The organism is Devosia sp. ZB163 (assembly GCF_028613635.1).
Classification (GTDB): Bacteria; Pseudomonadota; Alphaproteobacteria; order Rhizobiales; family Devosiaceae; genus Devosia_A.
In genome coordinates, this window is record NZ_JAQRMY010000002.1 from 191,016 (window position 1) to 208,762 (window position 17,747).

Annotated in this window: 18 protein-coding genes; 17 read left to right on the forward strand and 1 reads right to left on the reverse strand. The window is 66.9% G+C overall.

Going from position 1 to position 17,747, the window contains the following annotated elements; genetic code table 11:
* The first annotated feature begins 131 nt into the window (after positions 1 to 131).
* From PRN20_RS09160 to gltX, 3 genes are all read left to right on the forward strand, one after another.
* The gene (locus PRN20_RS09160) at positions 132 to 1,217 is read left to right on the forward strand and encodes a hypothetical protein (protein ID WP_273957006.1); all 1,086 of its coding nucleotides are present in this window, start codon (positions 132 to 134) and stop codon (positions 1,215 to 1,217) included.
* 148 nt (positions 1,218 to 1,365) lie between these two features.
* Positions 1,366 to 3,081, forward strand: a complete 1,716-nt coding sequence (locus PRN20_RS09165) for an NAD+ synthase (protein WP_273957007.1) — start codon at positions 1,366 to 1,368, stop codon at positions 3,079 to 3,081.
* Between the two features lie 97 nt (positions 3,082 to 3,178).
* Entirely contained in the window at positions 3,179 to 4,504 is a 1,326-nt protein-coding gene (gene gltX / locus PRN20_RS09170) for a glutamate--tRNA ligase (RefSeq protein WP_273957008.1), read from the forward strand.
* Here gltX and PRN20_RS09175 read toward each other — a convergent pair.
* A complete protein-coding gene (locus tag PRN20_RS09175) occupies positions 4,449 to 5,573 on the reverse strand; it encodes a DUF2865 domain-containing protein (protein WP_273957009.1) in 1,125 nt (374 codons plus the stop codon). The genes gltX and PRN20_RS09175 overlap by 56 nt on opposite strands.
* Positions 5,574 to 5,954: 381 nt before the next feature.
* On the opposite strand from PRN20_RS09175, the gene PRN20_RS09180 reads away from it, so the two are divergent.
* The 14 genes from PRN20_RS09180 to PRN20_RS09245 all read left to right on the forward strand — a co-directional run bounded on the left by PRN20_RS09180 (position 5,955) and on the right by PRN20_RS09245 (position 17,685).
* Positions 5,955 to 6,374 carry a hypothetical protein gene (locus PRN20_RS09180; RefSeq protein WP_273957010.1) on the forward strand — a complete coding sequence of 140 codons (420 nt, stop codon included), beginning with the start codon at positions 5,955 to 5,957 and terminating at the stop codon, positions 6,372 to 6,374.
* Between the two features lie 209 nt (positions 6,375 to 6,583).
* Positions 6,584 to 7,984: a cysteine--tRNA ligase gene (gene cysS, locus PRN20_RS09185; RefSeq protein ID WP_273957011.1), complete on the forward strand. Its 1,401-nt coding sequence runs from the start codon at positions 6,584 to 6,586 to the stop codon at positions 7,982 to 7,984.
* Positions 7,985 to 8,258: 274 nt separating this feature from the next.
* Positions 8,259 to 8,651 carry a VOC family protein gene (locus tag PRN20_RS09190; protein ID WP_273958050.1) on the forward strand — a complete coding sequence of 131 codons (393 nt, stop codon included), beginning with the start codon at positions 8,259 to 8,261 and terminating at the stop codon, positions 8,649 to 8,651.
* Complete coding sequence (locus PRN20_RS09195; protein ID WP_273957012.1) at positions 8,648 to 9,031, forward strand: VOC family protein; 384 nt, start codon at positions 8,648 to 8,650, stop codon at positions 9,029 to 9,031. Before PRN20_RS09190 ends, PRN20_RS09195 begins: the two co-directional genes overlap by 4 nt.
* Complete coding sequence (locus tag PRN20_RS09200; protein ID WP_273957013.1) at positions 9,018 to 9,515, forward strand: GFA family protein; 498 nt, start codon at positions 9,018 to 9,020, stop codon at positions 9,513 to 9,515. The genes PRN20_RS09195 and PRN20_RS09200 overlap by 14 nt, the downstream gene beginning before the upstream one ends.
* The gene (pip, locus tag PRN20_RS09205) at positions 9,512 to 10,471 is read left to right on the forward strand and encodes a prolyl aminopeptidase (RefSeq protein ID WP_273957015.1); all 960 of its coding nucleotides are present in this window, start codon (positions 9,512 to 9,514) and stop codon (positions 10,469 to 10,471) included. The genes PRN20_RS09200 and pip overlap by 4 nt, the downstream gene beginning before the upstream one ends.
* Positions 10,468 to 10,977 (forward strand): GFA family protein, encoded by a 510-nt coding sequence (locus PRN20_RS09210; protein ID WP_273957016.1) that lies wholly within the window; start codon positions 10,468 to 10,470, stop codon positions 10,975 to 10,977. Before pip ends, PRN20_RS09210 begins: the two co-directional genes overlap by 4 nt.
* Entirely contained in the window at positions 10,970 to 11,467 is a 498-nt protein-coding gene (locus tag PRN20_RS09215; RefSeq protein WP_273957017.1) for a GFA family protein, read from the forward strand. The genes PRN20_RS09210 and PRN20_RS09215 overlap by 8 nt, the downstream gene beginning before the upstream one ends.
* The gene (locus PRN20_RS09220) at positions 11,464 to 11,946 is read left to right on the forward strand and encodes a GFA family protein (protein WP_273957018.1); all 483 of its coding nucleotides are present in this window, start codon (positions 11,464 to 11,466) and stop codon (positions 11,944 to 11,946) included. The genes PRN20_RS09215 and PRN20_RS09220 overlap by 4 nt, the downstream gene beginning before the upstream one ends.
* A 4-nt stretch (positions 11,947 to 11,950) precedes the next feature.
* On the forward strand, positions 11,951 to 13,543 hold the full coding sequence (gene cimA, locus PRN20_RS09225; RefSeq protein WP_273957019.1) for a citramalate synthase: 1,593 nt from the start codon (positions 11,951 to 11,953) through the stop codon (positions 13,541 to 13,543).
* Between the two features lie 111 nt (positions 13,544 to 13,654).
* Entirely contained in the window at positions 13,655 to 15,115 is a 1,461-nt protein-coding gene (locus tag PRN20_RS09230; RefSeq protein ID WP_273957021.1) for a LysM peptidoglycan-binding domain-containing protein, read from the forward strand.
* Positions 15,116 to 15,174: 59 nt separating this feature from the next.
* The gene (locus tag PRN20_RS09235; RefSeq protein ID WP_273957022.1) at positions 15,175 to 15,363 is read left to right on the forward strand and encodes a hypothetical protein; all 189 of its coding nucleotides are present in this window, start codon (positions 15,175 to 15,177) and stop codon (positions 15,361 to 15,363) included.
* Between the two features lie 112 nt (positions 15,364 to 15,475).
* Positions 15,476 to 15,790, forward strand: coding sequence for an ArsR/SmtB family transcription factor (locus tag PRN20_RS09240; RefSeq protein ID WP_273957023.1), 315 nt, complete (start codon positions 15,476 to 15,478; stop codon positions 15,788 to 15,790).
* Positions 15,790 to 17,685 carry an ABCB family ABC transporter ATP-binding protein/permease gene (locus tag PRN20_RS09245; RefSeq protein ID WP_273957024.1) on the forward strand — a complete coding sequence of 632 codons (1,896 nt, stop codon included), beginning with the start codon at positions 15,790 to 15,792 and terminating at the stop codon, positions 17,683 to 17,685. Before PRN20_RS09240 ends, PRN20_RS09245 begins: the two co-directional genes overlap by 1 nt.
* Positions 17,686 to 17,747 lie beyond the last annotated feature (62 nt).

Below are 17,747 nucleotides of genomic sequence, written 5' to 3' on the forward strand. Positions count from 1 at the left end.
TGCCGCTCGGTAAGCAAATCATGTGATTCCAAGTGTTTTGCACACGGCTGCTTGCATTGTGCCACGTTCATTTAGCGGAACATTAACCCTAACGCTGGATAAACGGTGCGATAGTGTACCGGAGTTCAAAAATGCCCCGCCTGGCCACGAGCTTCCTCGTTCTCGCCGCTGCTGCCGGAACCCCGGCTCTTGCTGCCGATTGGGGCAGCAACTCGGCGGAAGATATCTACCGTGAGGCCTACTCGATCGAGCCCGCCGACTGGACCGAGATGGGCGACGAGACCGACGGCATCCACCTCGAGACCGGCCTGCGCTACTGGTACTCATGGGGCAGTCAGGACTTCGCGTCGGGTGGCACCAACTCCGCCTCCGAGGACAACGCCCATAGCGGCGAACTCTTCCTGCGCGTCCAGGATGACTCCACCGCGACCTGGGCCCAGGGCATGGCCGGGTACTCGTTCGCCATCAACGGCTCGACCGGTGGCGGCGTCAGCGACATTCAGGACGGCCAGATCGGCTATGGCGGTGCGGACTTCGGCTGGAATGCGTTCGATGACGGTGCCGGCAACGGGGTGGGTGGCCTGGTAGGCTACCTCTACTGGAACAACTCGCCCGATACGGGCCGCAACAACTTCACCACCGCCACGTCGGCGGCCGACATCACCTACGACCCGGCGACCGGCCAGACATTCATTCCCGGCGACAGCTCGCCGAACCAGGTCGATGCCCACGTGCTTCGCCTCGGCTTGTCGGGCAATGCCAGGTTCAGCGACTTCATCGATTTCAGGGCGGAAGTCGCCGCGGTTCCCTACGCCAAGGTTGGTGGCACCGTCGGCGTCGACGACCCGGTGTTCAATACCGACGTGTACACCGGCCCTGCCCAGTTCCCCTATGGCGGTGCCGACGGCAACATCTCGCAGATCCGCTCCTCGGTCACCACCGTGGACGGGTGGGGTTACGGTGCCATGGCCGAAGCCTGGGTCGGCATCCATCCGATCGACAATCTGACGATGCGACTCGGCGGACGCGCCTGGTATCTTCAGGGCACCGCGGACGCCACTTACAGCGTGGCCCATATCGGCAATCCCGGCGATGCCGACTCCGACGGCGAGTACGACACCGATCCGAGCTTCGTGAACGTCGGCGCGATCCAGACGAACAACCCCTTCTCCATGCTCCGCTACGGCCTTCTCGCCGAGCTGACCTACGCGTTCTGATCGCATGGCGGCAACCGGCTGTCCGCTTGCCCCGTTGGGGGTGAGCGGATAAGTCTTGCCCCGATTTCGCGGGAAGCGGGATCAGGACGGGTCGCATGCCTTTCCGGATCGATCCCGCGCCCACTCAACTCCCGGCCCGGATGTTCCAGTGACCGATCGCCTCCGCATCGCCCTCGCGCAGCTCAATCCGACCGTCGGCGCCGTCGCCCAGAACCTCGAGCTGGCCAAGGCCACGCTCGCCGAGGCGGCGGGGCAGGGCGCCGATATCCTGATGTTCCCCGAGCTGTTCATCACCGGGTATTTCCCCGAGGACCTGCTCTTCAAGCCGCGCTTCGTCTCCGATGCCATCGAGGCGGCCGAGGCCTTTGCTGCGGCCACGGCCGGAACCGGCGTCACCGCGATCATGCCCTGCATCTGGCGTGACGGTGACGTGCTCTACAACGCCGTTCTCGTTTGCGAAGACGGGCGAGTCGTCGCCCGCCGCTACAAGCGCGAGCTGCCCGACGACGACGTGTTCTACGAGCAGCGCTACTTCGAGCGCGCGCCGCTGCAGGAGCCCGTGACCATCAAGGGCGTCTCCATCGGCATCCCGATCTGCGAGGACATCTGGCACCCCGATGTCTGCGCCCATCTCGTCGACCAGGGCGCGCGTATCCTGCTCTGCCCCAACGGCTCGCCCTATTGGCGCAACAAGCAGGCCCAGCGCTACAAGCTGGTGCGCGACCGTGTCGCCGAGGACAACGTCCCGCTGCTCTACCTCAACCAGGTCGGTGGCCAGGACGAGCTGGTCTATGACGGCGCGAGCTTTGCCATCGAGCCCGGTGGCCGCCTGGTGCTGCAGGGCAAGAGTTTCGAGCCCGAGCTGCTGTTCTCGAACTGGGAGCGGACCGTCGACGGCTGGCGCTGCACCGATCCGCATGTCACCGAACTGGCCGCCATCGACGAGGCGCCGTGGCGCGCCTGCGTGCTCGGCCTGCGCGACTATGTCGAAAAGAACGGGTTCAAGTCGGTGGTGCTCGGCCTCTCGGGCGGCATCGACAGCGCTGTAGTCGCCGCCATGGCGGTCGATGCGCTGGGCGCCGACAAGGTCCAGACCCTCATGCTGCCCTACCGCTACACCTCGGAGGAAAGCCTCCGCGACGCCAGGGAGTGTGCCGAGCGCCTCGGCATCGGCTACGACATCGTCTCCATCGGCGCCCCCGTCGATGCGGCGCTGGCCGAGCTGCAGCCGGTGTTCGGCAACCGTCCGGTCGACGTGACCGAGGAGAACATCCAGTCGCGCATGCGCGGTGTGTACCTCATGGCGGTCTCCAACAAGACCGGCGCGCTGCTGCTCACCACCGGCAACAAGTCGGAAATGGCCGTCGGCTACGCCACGCTCTATGGCGACATGAATGGCGGCTTCAACCCGATCAAGGACCTGCTGAAGATGCGGGTCTACGAGCTCGCGCACTGGCGCAACCAGCACCTGCCGGCCGATTGCCTCGGGCCCGCTGGCGAAGTCATCCCGCAGGCGATCATCGACAAGGCCCCGAGCGCCGAGCTCAGGCCGAACCAGACCGACCAGGATTCGCTGCCGCCCTATCCGATCCTCGACGAGATCCTCAACGGCCTCGTCGAGCTCGAGCTGTCGGTCGCCGAGATCGTCGCCCGCGGCGAGGGCCGCTTCGACCGACCGCTCGTCAAGCGCATCGAAAAGCTCGTCTACATCGCCGAGTACAAGCGCCGCCAGTCGGCTCCCGGCGTGAAGCTCACCCGCAAGGCCTTCGGCTTCGGCCGCAAGTACCCGATCACCAACGGCTACCGCGACGTCCGCGAGACGGTCGAGCCGACCGTGCGCCTCGAAGGGAAGGGCGTCGAATGAGTCGAGTACCTGGCACGATCGTCCCCAGGCACCTCTTCACCTCCCCCTTCATGGGGGAGGCCGGGAGGGGGCAGTCTCCCTCGGTCGGTCCGCGCCCATGACCACCGTCCGCTACGCCCCGTCGCCCACCGGCCGCCTCCATCTCGGCAATGCCCGTCCGGCGCTGGTCAACTGGCTCTATGCCCGCGCCAATGGCGGCCGCTACGTGCTGCGCCTCGACGACACCGATACCGCCCGCTCCACCGAGGCATTCGCCCGCGGCATCGAGGAGGATCTGGCCTGGTTCGGTGTCACGCCAGATCTCAAGGTCCGCCAGTCCGACCGCACCGCCCTCTATGACGCGGCCCGCGACCGTCTGATCGCGGCCGGACGGCTCTACCCCGCCTACGAGACCGAAGACGAACTGGAGCGCAAACGCGCCCGCGCGCGCCTTCTCGGCCGCCCGCCGATCTACGATCGTGCCGCCCTGAGCCTCACCGACGAGGACAAGGCAAAGTACGAAGCCGAGGGCCGCAAGCCGCACTGGCGCTTCAAGCTCGACGGCCGGCCGGTGACCTTCGACGACCTCGTCAAGGGTCCGCAGACCGTCAACACCGCCTCCATGTCCGATCCGGTGCTGGTGCGCGCCGACGGCAGCTACCTCTACACGCTGCCCTCGGTGGTCGATGACATCGACCTCGGCATCACCCACGTGATCCGCGGCGAAGACCACGTCTCCAACACCGGCACGCAGATCGAGATCCTCGAAGCCCTCGGCGGCAAGGTGCCGGCCTTCGCCCACCTCAACCTCCTGACCGGTGCCGAAGGCGAGGGGCTGTCCAAGCGCCTCGGCTCGCTGTCGCTGGCAGAGCTGCGCGAGACGGGCTACGAGCCGATGGCCGTCGCCGCCGCTGCCGTGCTGACTGGCACCAGCCTACCCGTCGAGCCCTATCCCGATCTCGATGCCATGGCAGAGGCGTTCCGCCTCGACACGGTGTCCCACGGCTCGGCCCGCTTCGATCCGGCCGAGCTGGCGAGCCTCAATACCCGCATCCTCCACCACATGCCCTATGAGACGGCGCGGCCGCGGCTCGAAGCCCTTGGGCTAGCCTCCGAGCCGCTGTGGCTGGCCTTGCGCGGCAACCTCGGCGTCTTCGGCGACATCGTCGACCTCGCCACGCTGGTCCACGGCCCCGTGACCCCCGTCGTCGCCGACGAGGATCGCGACTACCTCGCCGAGGCCCGCGGACTGCTGCCGGCCGAGCCATGGGACGAGACCACCTGGTCGAAATGGACCGAAACGCTGAAGGCGAAGACGGGCCGCAAGGGCAGGGCGCTGTTCCATCCCCTGCGCCTCGCCCTCACGGGACGGGAGCAGGGGCCGGAGCTCAAGGCCCTGCTGCCGCTGCTAGGGCGTATGGAATCTCTGGCCCGACTACCCTGACGCGCTTGTCACCGAACATCACGACCCGACTGTCCGGGTTTGCGGTCGGCGCCCTGACCTGCACCGGCGCTGCCGGCTGGCCCGAGGCACCGGGCCGGCGGCGCGGCAGCGGGATATCGACATAGCTCGTGAGTTCGGCCACCTGCGTCACCGGTGCTGCCGCGACGAGGTTGGTCGTGCGGCGCTTGTCGCGCAGCGGCAGCGGGAAGCTCTCGCCGCGGAACGACACCATCGCCCGCACGCCGCCACCGGTGAGTTCGGCGACCGTCACCGCGCCCTGGTCCTGCGTCGAGTTGCACTTCGCAGTGGTGTCGAACTCGGAGCGGAACCGGAAGGCGCTCGGCAGGCTCGAGTAGGGCTCGCCGAACTGGTTGATCATCTGGGCCGGTTCCTGCCCCGGATTGTCATAGTAGTAGAGATCGACATCGAGGCCGGGACACATGGCCCGGCATTGCTCGGCATCGTTGGGGACATACTCCACCAGCGTCGAGTAGCTGATCGGCCAGTAGAAGCCGTCGGTCTTGCGCACGCACAGGGTGCGCACCGTGTGGTAGTTGCCGAACGGATCGAACTCCTCGCCGCGTACGCCGCCCTCGCCGTCGAACCCCTCCTTGAAGCCGCCGAACAGCCGCTCGAACAGGTTGCCGCGGCTGCCGCGGTCGATCGTCACGCGCGAGCGGGCGTCACACCCGAACCGGGCCATTTCCTGCAGGATCGCCTCGCGCTGCTGCGCCACGGCCTGCCCGGTGTTGGAGCTCTGCGACAGCTGCTGCACGATATCGCGTCCCTGCAGCACCTCGCGGGCAATCGCCCGGCACTCGGCATTGAGCTGGCGTCCCGCCTTGGCGGCGTCGTTGCAGCCCTGTCGCACATAGGCGCTCTCGGCTCGCTGCAGCTGGCGCTGCACCTGCCGCAACTCACCTGTCTGCGACTGCTGGAAGTCGGAGTTCCGCTCCAGCGTGCGCAGCATGCTCTGCAGCTGCGCGCAGCTGCCGGCCTGCGCATGGGCGATGGAAACATTGAGCAGCATGGCCGCCCAGGTTGCCATCATCAGGATGGCAAACCGCAACAGATGCGCTAGGGGTCTGACGCTCGTCATATACTCGAACCGGATCGCATGACCTCCCGATAAGTCGCTATTGCGCCGAAACCGAGACAGGCCGGATTCGCACCGTATCCAGCATGTCGGCTGCCAACGTCAACGTCCAGTGACCCAACTCGATCCTGTCCATTGGTCCGATAACTGAAGCGTGACGGAAGCTTCCGGACTTCGAATGGAATTCGCCCGTACCGGCCGCGCAGGTTCCACCCGATGTCTACCCCGGTCCGATGGGGTTCGCCGGTCCCTGTGGAGTAGTTTCCGGCCGCTGCAATTCTGCCCAGATAGTCGGTAGAAGGTGGGGCCGGGCACGTCGCTCAGGCGTGCCACCCGCCTCGAGGAGTACTTCTCTTGCAGATTCGATTTGTCGCCGCGGCGCTTGCCGGCCTGATCGGCCTTTCCGCCGTGCCGCCGGCACTTGCCCAGACCCCGGCGGATACAGCCGGTTTCAGCCAGGCCTGCCTCGGTGGCGCGACGTTCCTGCTGGGCCAGGTCCCCGAGGGCGCCGACGCCACGACCATCCTGACCCCGCTCTGCGGCTGCCTGGGCACCGCCTTCAAGGACATGTCCCAGAAGGACATCGACATGCTTGCGGCCGACCTCCGCGGCGAAGGCACCGACGAGGCCCACACCGCACACGGCAACTACCAGGGCCTGACCGAGCTCGCCCGCGAGGGCCTCAACAACTGCTTCGCCAGCCCGGAGGTTGTCGCCGCGATGCAGGCGGCCCAGCCACCGGCCGCCGAGACCACGCCGGCAACGCCGCAATAACCGAACTGGAAGGGGTGCTTCGGCGCCCCTTGCTTTTTCTCGGGGCTCCAGCCATTTTGCGCGCCATGAAAACCGGCACCGCGATCTGCATTTCCCGCTGCATTATTATCCGCTAGGCATTGCTGGCGGCGCGGTTTTCTTCATCCTCTGATCTGTAGTCCCGAAGAACCCGTCCGCGAGCATCTCATCGTGCGCGAGGAACACTGACTTTGGGCGACCTTAAACTGAAGCTCCACAACACGCTGACCAGGGCGAAGGAGGACTTTGTCCCCATCGATCCCGATAACGTCCGCATGTATGTGTGCGGGCCGACGGTCTACGATTACGCCCATATCGGCAATGCCCGCCCGGTGATCGTCTTCGATCTGCTCTACCGGCTGCTGCGCCATGTCTACGGCGCCGATCACGTCACCTATGCCCGCAACATCACGGACGTGGACGACAAGATCAACGCCCGCGCCGCCCGCGACTATCCCGGCCTGCCGCTCAACGAGGCGATCCGCAAGGTCACCGAGCAGACCGCCAACCAGTACTTCAAGGACGTGGCCGCCCTCGGCACCCTCGAGCCCGATCACCAGCCCCGCGCCACCGACTTCATCCCCGAGATGCAGTCGCTGATATCGACCCTGATCGGCAGCCGGCACGCCTACGAGGCGGCCGGCGAAGTGCTGTTCGACGTCGGCTCGATGCCCGACTACGGCAAGCTGTCGGGCCGCAACCTCGAGGACAACCTCGCCGGCGCCCGCATCGCCGTCGACGCGCACAAGAAGAACCCGGCCGATTTCGTGCTCTGGAAGCAGTCGAGCGCCGAGGAGCCCGGCTGGGACAGCCCGTGGGGCAGGGGCCGCCCCGGCTGGCACATCGAATGCTCGGCCATGAGCGAGCGCTATCTCGGCCAGGTCTTCGACATCCATGCCGGCGGCCTGGACCTCATCTTTCCGCACCACGAGAACGAGATCGCCCAGTCGCGCTGCGCCCACGGCACGCCCGTGATGGCCAACTACTGGCTGCACAACGGCTTCCTGCAGGTCGAAGGCCAGAAGATGTCGAAATCGCTGGGTAACTTCATCACCATGCACGAGCTGCTCGAGACCGAAAAGTTCGGCGGCCGCAAATGGCCGGGCGAAGTGCTGCGCCTCGCCATGCTGATGACCCACTACCGCGAACCCATCGACTTCTCGGTCAAGCGGCTCGAGGAAGCCGAGCAGAAGCTGCGCGACTGGCAGCGCGCCGCCAGGCCGAAGCCGGGCACGCCGCCCGAGCCGACGGTCGTCGCCGAGCTCACCGACGATCTCAACTTCCACCGCGCCTCCGTGGCGCTCGATGTCGTGGCAAGGAAGGCCAACCGCGGCGTCGAGACGGCTGCCAACTGCCTCGCCGCCACGCTCGAATTCCTCGGCTTCACCACCGATGGCCTGCTCAAGTCCGACGCTGCCGACGCCCCCGCCGGCGTCGCCGAAGCCGTCGCCGAACGTCTCGCCGCCCTCAATGCCAAAGACTTCGCAAAGGCTGACACGATCCGGGCGGAATTGCTGACACAAGGTGTCCAGCTCATGGACTACAAGGACGAGGCCGGCCAGAGGCAGACCAAATGGGAGGTAGTGAGGTGAGCCCGGAATTATCCGTTCAGCAGTCGCCCATCGCTGTCGCTCTGGTCGCACAGCCTTCGGCTGCGGACCCCTCATCCGGCGCTGCGCGCCACCTTCTCCCACAAGGGGAGAAGGCAGTGCGCCCCACCGATGTCGCGGGGTCGCCTTCTCCCCTTGTGGGAGAAGGTGCCCGAAGGGCGGATGATGGGTTCTGGAACAACGAACTCCACACCAACCGCGACGGCGTGATGGAAGCCATCTGGCTCGCCCTGCAGGAGTCCCGCCCATGACCGTCATCCTCGACCACGTCGGCATCAAGGTCTCGGACTTCATCCGCTCGCGCGACTTCTACACAGCGTCCCTCGGCGCACTCGGCATCAAGCTGCTGGCCGAGTTCGAGTACGAGGGCGTGACTTCGGCGGGCTACGGCAATGACCGCGGGCCGACCTTCTGGCTGGGGACGGGCAAGATGCTGCGCGCCGGCGACACCCATGTCGCCTTCAAGGCGCCCAGCCGATCGGCGGTCGAGGCCTTCTATACGGTGGCGCTGGCCGCCGGCGGCCGCGACAACGGCCCCCCGGGCCTCAGGCCGCACTACCACCCTGACTACTACGCCGCCTTTGTCCTTGACCCCGATGGGAACAATATCGAGGCCGTCTATGTCGGCCCGGCTGGAGGAAAACCATGAGCAGGCTCGATCACGTCGCCATCTCGACCGAGGACTACGCCAGGTCGCTTGCCTTCTATGAGGCCGCTCTCGCGCCGCTCGGCATGAAGACGCACATGAAGTTCGAGGGCGAGGAGGGCAATGTCGCCGGCATCGGTTCGGACTCGCCGTTCCTCTGGATCGGCGACGGCGGCAAGCTCTCCGGTGGCCGCGTCCATATCGCCTTCACCGCCGACAAGCGCGCCGACGTGGATGCCTTCTATGCCGCCGCGATCGCCGCTGGCGGCAGGGACAACGGCCCTCCGGGCCTCCGCCCGCATTACCATGCCACCTACTATGCCGCGTTCGTCTACGATCCGGACGGGCACAACATCGAAGCCGTGTGTCATGCCCCCGAGTGAGGCGCCCTATACCGGTGGCTGCCAATGCGGCGCCGTGCGCTTCGCCGTCGGCCGTCTCGGCCGCGGTTCGATCTGTCATTGCCGCATGTGCCAGAAGGCCTTCGGTGGCTTCTTCGGCCCGCTGATCACCAGTTTCGACGTCGTCTGGACGCGCGGCGAGCCGAAATACTTCGCCAGTTCCGACAAGATCAGGCGCGGCTTCTGCCCCGAATGCGGCACGCCGCTGACCTATGAGGAGAGCGATCGGCCGGCCGACCAGCAGGTCGAGATCGCCATCGGCGCCTTCGACGATCCCACCGTCGCGGCGCCCGTCATCCAGGTCAACATGACCAACAAGCTGCCTTTCTTCGATGGGCTGGCAGCGCTACCCGTCCGGACCGAGTATTCTGCCGGCTGGCACGAGTTCATGGCGAGCCTCGTCTCGCATCAGCACCCCGACCACGACACGGCCGAGTGGCCGCCGAAACAAGGTTTCCCCGCGTGAACGCGCTGCGCACCTACTACCCCGAGATCGAGCCCTACGCCTCCGGCCATCTCGATGTCGGCAACGGCCACCAGATCTACTGGGAGCGCGTCGGCACGCCCGGTGCGAAGCCGGCAGTGTTCCTGCACGGCGGTCCCGGCGGCGGCCTCAGCCCCAACCAGCGCCGCGTCTTCGATCCGGCCCGCTACGACGTGCTGCTGTTCGACCAGCGCGGCTGCGGCAAGTCCCGGCCCTTCGCCGAGCTCGAGCACAACACCACCTGGGACCTCGTCGCCGATATCGAGCGCCTGCGCGAGATGGCCGGCGTGGACCAGTGGCTGGTCTTCGGCGGCTCCTGGGGCTCGGCGCTGGCGCTCGCCTATGCGCAGAAGCACCCCGAGCGCGTCACCGAGCTCGTCCTGCGCGGCATCTTCACGCTGAGGCGCTGGGAGCTGCTCTGGTACTACCAGCACGGCGCCTCGCTGCTGTTCCCGGACAAATGGGAGCGCTTCATCGCCCCCATCCCGCCCGAGGAGCGGGACGACATGATCGCCGCCTATCGCAAGCGCCTCACCAGCGCGGATCGTGAGATCCGGCTCGGCGCCGCCCGTGAGTGGGCGCGCTGGGAGGGCGAGACGATCACGCTCCTCCCGGATCCCGCGGTGAGCGACGCCTTCTACGGCGACGAGTACGCGCTCGCCTTCGCCCGCATCGAGAACCACTATTTCGTCCACGCCGGCTGGATGGACGAGGGCCAGTTGATCCGTGATGCCTCGAGGCTGCGCGACATTCCGGGCATCATCGTGCAGGGCCGCTACGATGTAGCCTGCCCGCCCCAGACGGCGTGGGACCTGCACCGGGCCTGGCCCGAGGCCGAGTTCGTCATGGCCGAAGGCGACGGGCACGCCATGAGCCAGCCCGGCATCCTGCATCATCTCATCGAGGCGACCGACCGTTTCGCGGGAGGGGGAATGTGACCGACGACAGCTATCGCTTCCACGAGTACTCGGGTGGCTGCCAGTGCGGCTCCGTGCGCTTCCATGCAACCCAGCTCCACGACAATCCGCACGTCTGCTACTGCCGCATGTGCCAGAAGGCCTTCGGCAGCCTGTTTGCGCCGCTGGTCGCCGTCAGGCGCGAGCACCTGAGCTGGACGCGCGGCACCCCCTCGGTGTTCCACAGCTCGGAGCACGTCAACCGCGGCTTCTGCAAGGATTGCGGCACGCCGCTCTTCTGGGAGTATCTCGAGGGCGAACGGGTGTCCCTCGCCATCGGCGCCTTCGACACCCCGCACCTGATCCCCATCCTCTACCAGCTCGGCAAGGAGAGCCGGCACCCCTCGATCATCGACATCGAGGGCGCCGAACTGCTCGGCACCACCGAGGAAGAGGATGCCGACCAGGTCCCCGGCATCCGCGCCACCAACAACCAGCACCCTGACCACGACACCACCGGCTGGGTCCCGCGAGGCACGCATGTCTGAAGTCCACCTCAGCGGCGGCTGCCAGTGCGGTGCGGTCCGCTTCCGCGTCGACCAGCAGCCCGAGAACGTCCATGTCTGCCACTGCCGCATGTGCCAGAAGGCGGTTGGCGGCCCCTTCGCCGTCATCTGCCCGGTGCAGAAGACGCATTTCCACGTCACGCGCGGCGAGATCAGCTGGTTCAAGAGCTCCGAGCTCGCCAATCGTGGCTTCTGTAAGAACTGCGGCACACCGCTGATCTTCGACTACCCCTGGGCCCCCGACATCGGTCTCCTCTCGGGCGCCTTCGACGAGCCCGACCGGGTCCCGCCCGTTGTCCAGTACGGCAACGAGAGCCGCGTTGGCTGGTACGCCCATATCGGCGAACTGCCCGGCGACACCCCCACCTATTCGGTTGACCCCGAGGGCCGGCTCGAACGCATCCGTTCCTCCAACCGCCAGCATCCCGACCACGACACGGAAAGCTGGTCCGTCCCACAAGGTGCCGCATGACTGCCGTCCGGCTTACCGGCGGGTGCCAGTGCGGCGCCGTACGCTACGCGCTGCTGAAGCAGCCCGAGCGCCCCAGCGTCTGCCATTGCCGCATGTGCCAGAAGGCCATGGGCAATGTCTTCGGCACCTTTGCCGGCGTCGAGCCGGAGCATTTCGAGCTGACGCGGGGCGAGTTCTCGGTGTTCCGCACCTCCGACGAGGGCGAGCGCATGTTCTGCAGCCAGTGCGGCACCCCGCTCGCCTGGCGCGGCACGGGTGGCGGCTGGATCGCGGTGACCATCGGCTCGCTCGACGAGCCCGAGCGGGTCCCACCGATCCGCTTCTACGGGGAGGAAGGCCGAATTAGCTGGGCGGCTGCGGCGGTCGCGCATTTGGCGACCGCCAGCGGCACCGGCCGGTCGCCCGGCCATTCCGATCACATCCGGCGGACCAACCGCCAGCACCCCGATCACGATACGGCCCACTGGCCGCCCGAGTAACAGCATGACCAAGGAACGACTCTACATCTTCGACACCACGTTGCGTGACGGCGCACAGACGGCCGGCGTCGAGTTCTCCCTCGAGGACAAGATCTCCGTCACAGCGCTGCTCGAACGGCTGGGCGTCGACTACATCGAAGGCGGCTACCCCGGCGCCAACGTCATCGACGACCAGTTCTTCACCGAGTCCCGCACGCGCGACGCGACCTTCACCGCCTTCGGCATGACCAAGCGGGCAGGGCGCTCGGTGGGCAACGACCCCGGCGTCCAGGCCATCATCAACTCGGCAGCCGATGCCGCCTGCTTCGTCGGCAAGGCCTGGGATCACCAGGTCAAGACCGCGCTCGAGATCACGCCCGAGCAGAACCTCGAAAACCTGCGCGAAACGGTCGAAGCCGGCGTCGAGGCAGGCAAGGAGGTGCTGGTCGATTGCGAGCACTTCTTCGATGGCTACAAGGCCAACCGCGCCTACGCTCTGAGCTTCGTGAAGACGGCTCTCGATGCCGGCGCCCGCTGGGTGGTGCTGTGCGACACCAATGGTGGCACCATGCCGTCCGAGGTTGCCGACATCGTCGCCGACGTGCTGACCGTGGCTCCCGGCGATCACCTTGGCATCCATGCCCATGATGACACCGGCCAGGCCGTGGCCAACACGCTCGCCGCCGTCTCCGCCGGCGTCCGCCAGATCCAGGGCACGCTCAACGGCATCGGCGAGCGCTGCGGCAACGCCAACCTCGTGACCATCATCCCGACCCTGGCGTTCAAGCCCGGCTTCGCCGACCGCTTCGAAACCGGCATCAGCGCCGAGCAGCTCGGCGATCTCACCTCGATCTCGCGCGCCTTCGACGAGGTGCTGAACCGCGCCCCGGCCCGGCAGTCGCCCTATGTCGGCACCGCCGCGTTCGCGACGAAGGCCGGCATCCATGCCTCGGCTCTCGCCAAGGACGTCTCGAGCTACGAGCACGTCCCACCCGAGAGCGTCGGCAACGAGCGCAACATCATGGTCAGCCAGCAGGCCGGCAAGTCCAACCTGCTCGCCGCCCTCAAGCGCCACGGCATCGAGATCAGCAAGGACGACCCGCGCCTCGAGGGGCTCCTGCGTATAGTCAAGGAACGCGAGGCACAGGGCTATTCCTATGATGGCGCCGACGCGTCCTTCGTGGTGCTGGCCCGCGGTGTCCTCGGCACGCTTCCCGAATTCTTCGATGTGGAGAGCTACCGCACCAGCGTCGAGCGGCGCCACAACGCCAGGGGCGAACAGATCACCGTCACCGAGGCGGTGGTGAAGATCCGCATCGGCGAGGATCGTCTGATGTCGGTGGCCGAAGGCAACGGCCCGGTCAACGCGCTCGACCTCGCCATGCGCAAGGACCTCGGCGTCTACTCCGACATGATCGCCGATCTCGAGCTGGTCGACTTCAAGGTGCGTATCCTCGACGGCGGCACGGGCGCGGTCACCCGTGTGCTGGTCGAGAGCCGCGATGGCACGGGCGAGCGCTGGTACACGATCGGCGTCAGCCCCAACATCATCGATGCCTCATTTGAGGCGCTTTACGAGTCGATAACCTATAAGCTTATGAAGTCCGAGGCAGCCTGAGACGCCGGCTTGGAGCGGGGAGGAGGGCTCCCCGCTGCAGAAGGTGCGGGGCGGGCTGCCGGAGTAACACCCGGAGAGTCCCCGCTGAGCCGGACTGACGATCGCCGCGCTTTGTCCATAGCCCTCGGCGCCGCCGGGGTGACGGTGGCGTTTACCCTTGGCATCGTCGGCCTGCCCGTGGTCAACGCATGCGCGCCCGCGGGGCGTGACTTCATCAACTGCATCCGTGATCTCGCCAACGAACGCTTCGACCTGCCGGGCCGCGAGACACCGCCTCCGCGGCCCGTCGAGCCGTCGCTGCGTGCCGCCGAGGCGCCTGTTCCCCCGGCGTTAGGGCCGCAGCCGGCCACGCCTCCCATGCTCGCCGAAGTCGAAGCCGAGCCACCCGAAACCGGGATACTGACGCCGGCCCGCGAGGACCCGTCCGCTCCTGAGCCGCGCCTGCACCAGGCTGCGGTCCCCCCGCTCGCTAATGTGCCGGACGCCGCGCCCGCCGTCTTGCCTACGGTTCCCGACGCGCCGCCTTCGCCCGAGCCGACGGCGGAACTCGAAACGGCCTATGCCGAACCGGTGCGACCCGAGCCCCCCAGGCCGGTCGCCGCGCCCATTGCCCTCGCCCCCACCATCGACGCCATCGAGCTCGACGCGGACTCGAGCATCATCTCGGGCTCCGCTCCGGCCGGCTCGCTGGTCAGGCTCTTCGCTGATGGCAAGCTGCTCGGGGAGAGCCAGGTCGAGAACGGGCGCTGGCTCGTCCAGACCGGGCCGATCCTCACCCAGCCGCACCGCGAGCTGAAGATCGAGGCCATCGAGCCCGAGACCGGCAAGCGCCTCGGTGAAGCCGCCATCACGGTCGAGATCCAGCTGCCCGATGCGCCCCCTGCCACGCAGCAGCCTCCCGCCCCGGACCAGCCGTCCGGGCCCGAGCAGCCCGCCCCTCCGGTGGTCACGCCCAACGTCGCGCCGCCGTCCGAGGACGATCTCATCGACCCGACCGATGAGGCTCCGCCCACGCTTGCCGAGCCGGAGCCCGATAACTCCGAGGGGCCGTCGTCGGCTCCGTCGGCCGATGAGCCTGCCCCCGCGCCGACCGCCGATCCCACCCCCGATCCCACTCCGGCCACCGAGGCTCCCGCGAGGCCGCCTTCACCGGGCGTCGACAACCGCACCCCCACGCCGTCCGAGGCCGTGGGGCAATATGCCTCGTTGTCGGATGTGCCTGAGCCGGCCTCCTCGCCGGCAATGCTGCCGGACGCCCAACCGGTTCCCGTTACCCCGCCGCCCCCCGATGGTCCGGCGATCCGCGCCGTGTTCCACCTCCCCGCGCCGAAGCCGCCTGGGAAGCCGGTGGCTGTGATCCAGCTCTTCCCCTCTGGCGATCCCGTCTACAGTCGCTTCTCCGGCGGCAAGGCCATCGTCCGGCGCGGCGACACCCTGTGGAGCCTCGGACACCGCTACTACGGGGCGGGCAAGCACTACCGCACGATCTTCAACGCAAACCGCGAAATCCTGCGCAGCGCCTCCCGCATCTATCCCGGCCAGGTGCTGGTTCTGCCCATCGTCACGGACTGAGGAGGAACGACAGGGCGGCTACCCTCGTTGATCCCACGTAACAGGACCGGAGACAAACCATGCCCGCCACGCGCTTTCCGCTGCCTCCGCGCAAGCCCGACGACGTGATCCCCGCCGAGGTCCCCGAGACCGATGCGCCGGTGCGCGACTTCCCCGAAGGCCCGCTCCCGGGCATGCCCGTCGCAACCGATCCGCTGCTGCAGCCCAGTCCGCATCCGGCACCACGCGAGAGGAGGCCTCTCGACTGACTTTTCTCTGACACCGTGCTGGCGCAAATCCAGTTCAACTGCCTCTTCAGGCAGGCGGTTTCACCTTGCCTTGGTCGCGTCGATCTTTTATCGCTGAATGCCGATGAACCAGATGCTCGACGACGATCTTGCCAATGTGATGCGCGCGCTCGGCCACCCCGTGCGCCTCAGCATCATGCGCATCCTCGCCGAGCAGAAAACCGACTGCTGCTGCATGGACGTGACCCAGTCCCTGCCGCTGGCCCAGTCCACCGTGAGCCAGCACATCAAGGTGCTGCTGGACGCCGGCCTGGTGGAACGTCACGCCAAGGGCACCCGCAACTGCTACAAGCTGCGCGCCGATCGCCTCGCCGAGTTCGGGTCCGCCTGGTCGGGACTGTTCAACGGCCTAACTACCACCGAGTCCCCGGTTAAAGAGCTAGCCTGATGTCTGTCGCCGAAGAGGCAAAGCGTCCCACCGTGAACGCGGAGGAGGGCGGCCTCCTATCTACTGTCCGTAATCTCTGGGGCTACATGTGGCCCGAGGGTCGCCCCGACCTGAAATTGCGCGTGGTGCTCGCCATTGGCGCGCTGCTCGTGTCCAAGGTCGCGAGCACGCTGGTGCCGTTCCTCTACAAGGGCATCATCGACACTCTCGACGGATCCACGCCCGATGCGGCGCTGATCATGGGCATTGCCGTACCGGTGGTGCTGGTCATCGCCTATGGCGTCGGCAACGTCATCGATGCCGGCTTCCAGCAGCTTCGCGACGTGCTGTTCGCATCTGTCGGCCAGCACGCGGTGCGCAAGCTCGCCCTGCAGACTTTCGAGCACCTGCATAGGCTGTCGCTGCGCTACCACCTTTCCCGTCGCACCGGCGGCCTCAGCCGGGTGATCGAGCGCGGCACCAAGGGCATCGAGACCATCGTGCGCTTCACGGTGCTCAACACCGCGCCGACACTGGTCGAGTTCATCATCACCGGCGTCATCTTCGTGGTGATGTTCGGCGTCAGCTACCTGACGGTGCTGATCGCCACCGTGTGGCTCTACCTGTGGTTCACCATCAAGGCCTCGAACTGGCGCATCTCGATCCGTCGCGACATGAACGAAAGCGACACCGACGCCAACGGCAAGGCGATCGACAGCCTGCTCAACTTCGAGACGGTGAAGTACTTTGCCAACGAGAAGATGGAAGCCCAGCGCTTCGATGCCTCGATGGCCCGCTACGAGCGCTCTGCCGTCCGCATCTGGACTTCGCTTGGCTACCTCAACTTTGGTCAGGCAGCGATCTTCTACACCGGTACCGTGGTGATCGGGGTGATGGCCGTGCTCGGGGTCATGAACCGGACGCTGACGCTGGGCGATTTCGTCCTGCTCAACACCTTCCTGATGCAGATCTACCGCCCCCTCAACATGATCGGCTTCGTCTATCGCGAAATCCGCCAGGGCCTGACCGACATCGAGGAGATGTTCAAGCTGCTCGACCGCGCCCCCGAGATCGAGGACAAGCCCGGCGCCAAGCCGCTCCAGATCACCGGCCCGGTGATCCGCTTCGAGGACGTGAAGTTCCACTACGACCCCGATCGGCCCATCCTCAAGGGCGTGAGCTTCGAAGTCCCTGCCGGCAAGACGATCGCCGTCGTCGGTCCCTCCGGGGCCGGCAAGTCGACGATCTCGCGGCTGCTCTACCGCTTCTACGATGTGATCGAGGGCCGCATTACCATCGACGGGCAGGACCTGCGCGATGTCACGCAGGAGAGCCTGCGCGCCGAGATCGGCATGGTCCCCCAGGATACGGTGCTGTTCAACGACACCATCGCCTACAACATCCGCTACGGCCGCCCCGACGCCTCGGACGAAGAAGTGCGTGAGGCCGCCGAACGGGCCCAGATCGGCAAGTTCATCGAGAGCCTGCCCAAGGGCTACGACACCCCGGTCGGCGAGCGCGGCCTGAAGCTCTCGGGCGGCGAGAAGCAGCGCGTCGCCATCGCCCGCACCATCCTCAAGAGCCCGGCCATCCTCATCCTCGACGAGGCGACCTCGGCACTGGATTCGAAGACCGAGGAGGACATCAAGTCCGCCCTCGACGTGGTGTCGGCCAACCGCACCACGCTGGTCATCGCCCACCGCCTCTCGACCGTGGTCAACGCCGACGAGATCATCGTCCTCCGCGACGGCCAGATCGCCGAACGCGGCACCCATTCGGGTCTGCTGGCGAGGCAGGGGCTCTACGCCCAGATGTGGAACCGCCAGCGCGAGGCGAGCGAGGTCGAGGAAATGGCCCGCAAGGTTGCCAACGACCCCGAAGGCTTCGTCAAGCGCGGCCTGCCGGCAGCGGAGTAGACGGCCTTCTGGGGCAGGGCGCTCCGGGCCTTCTCCGCCGCCCTCGGCGCAAACAAGTTCGA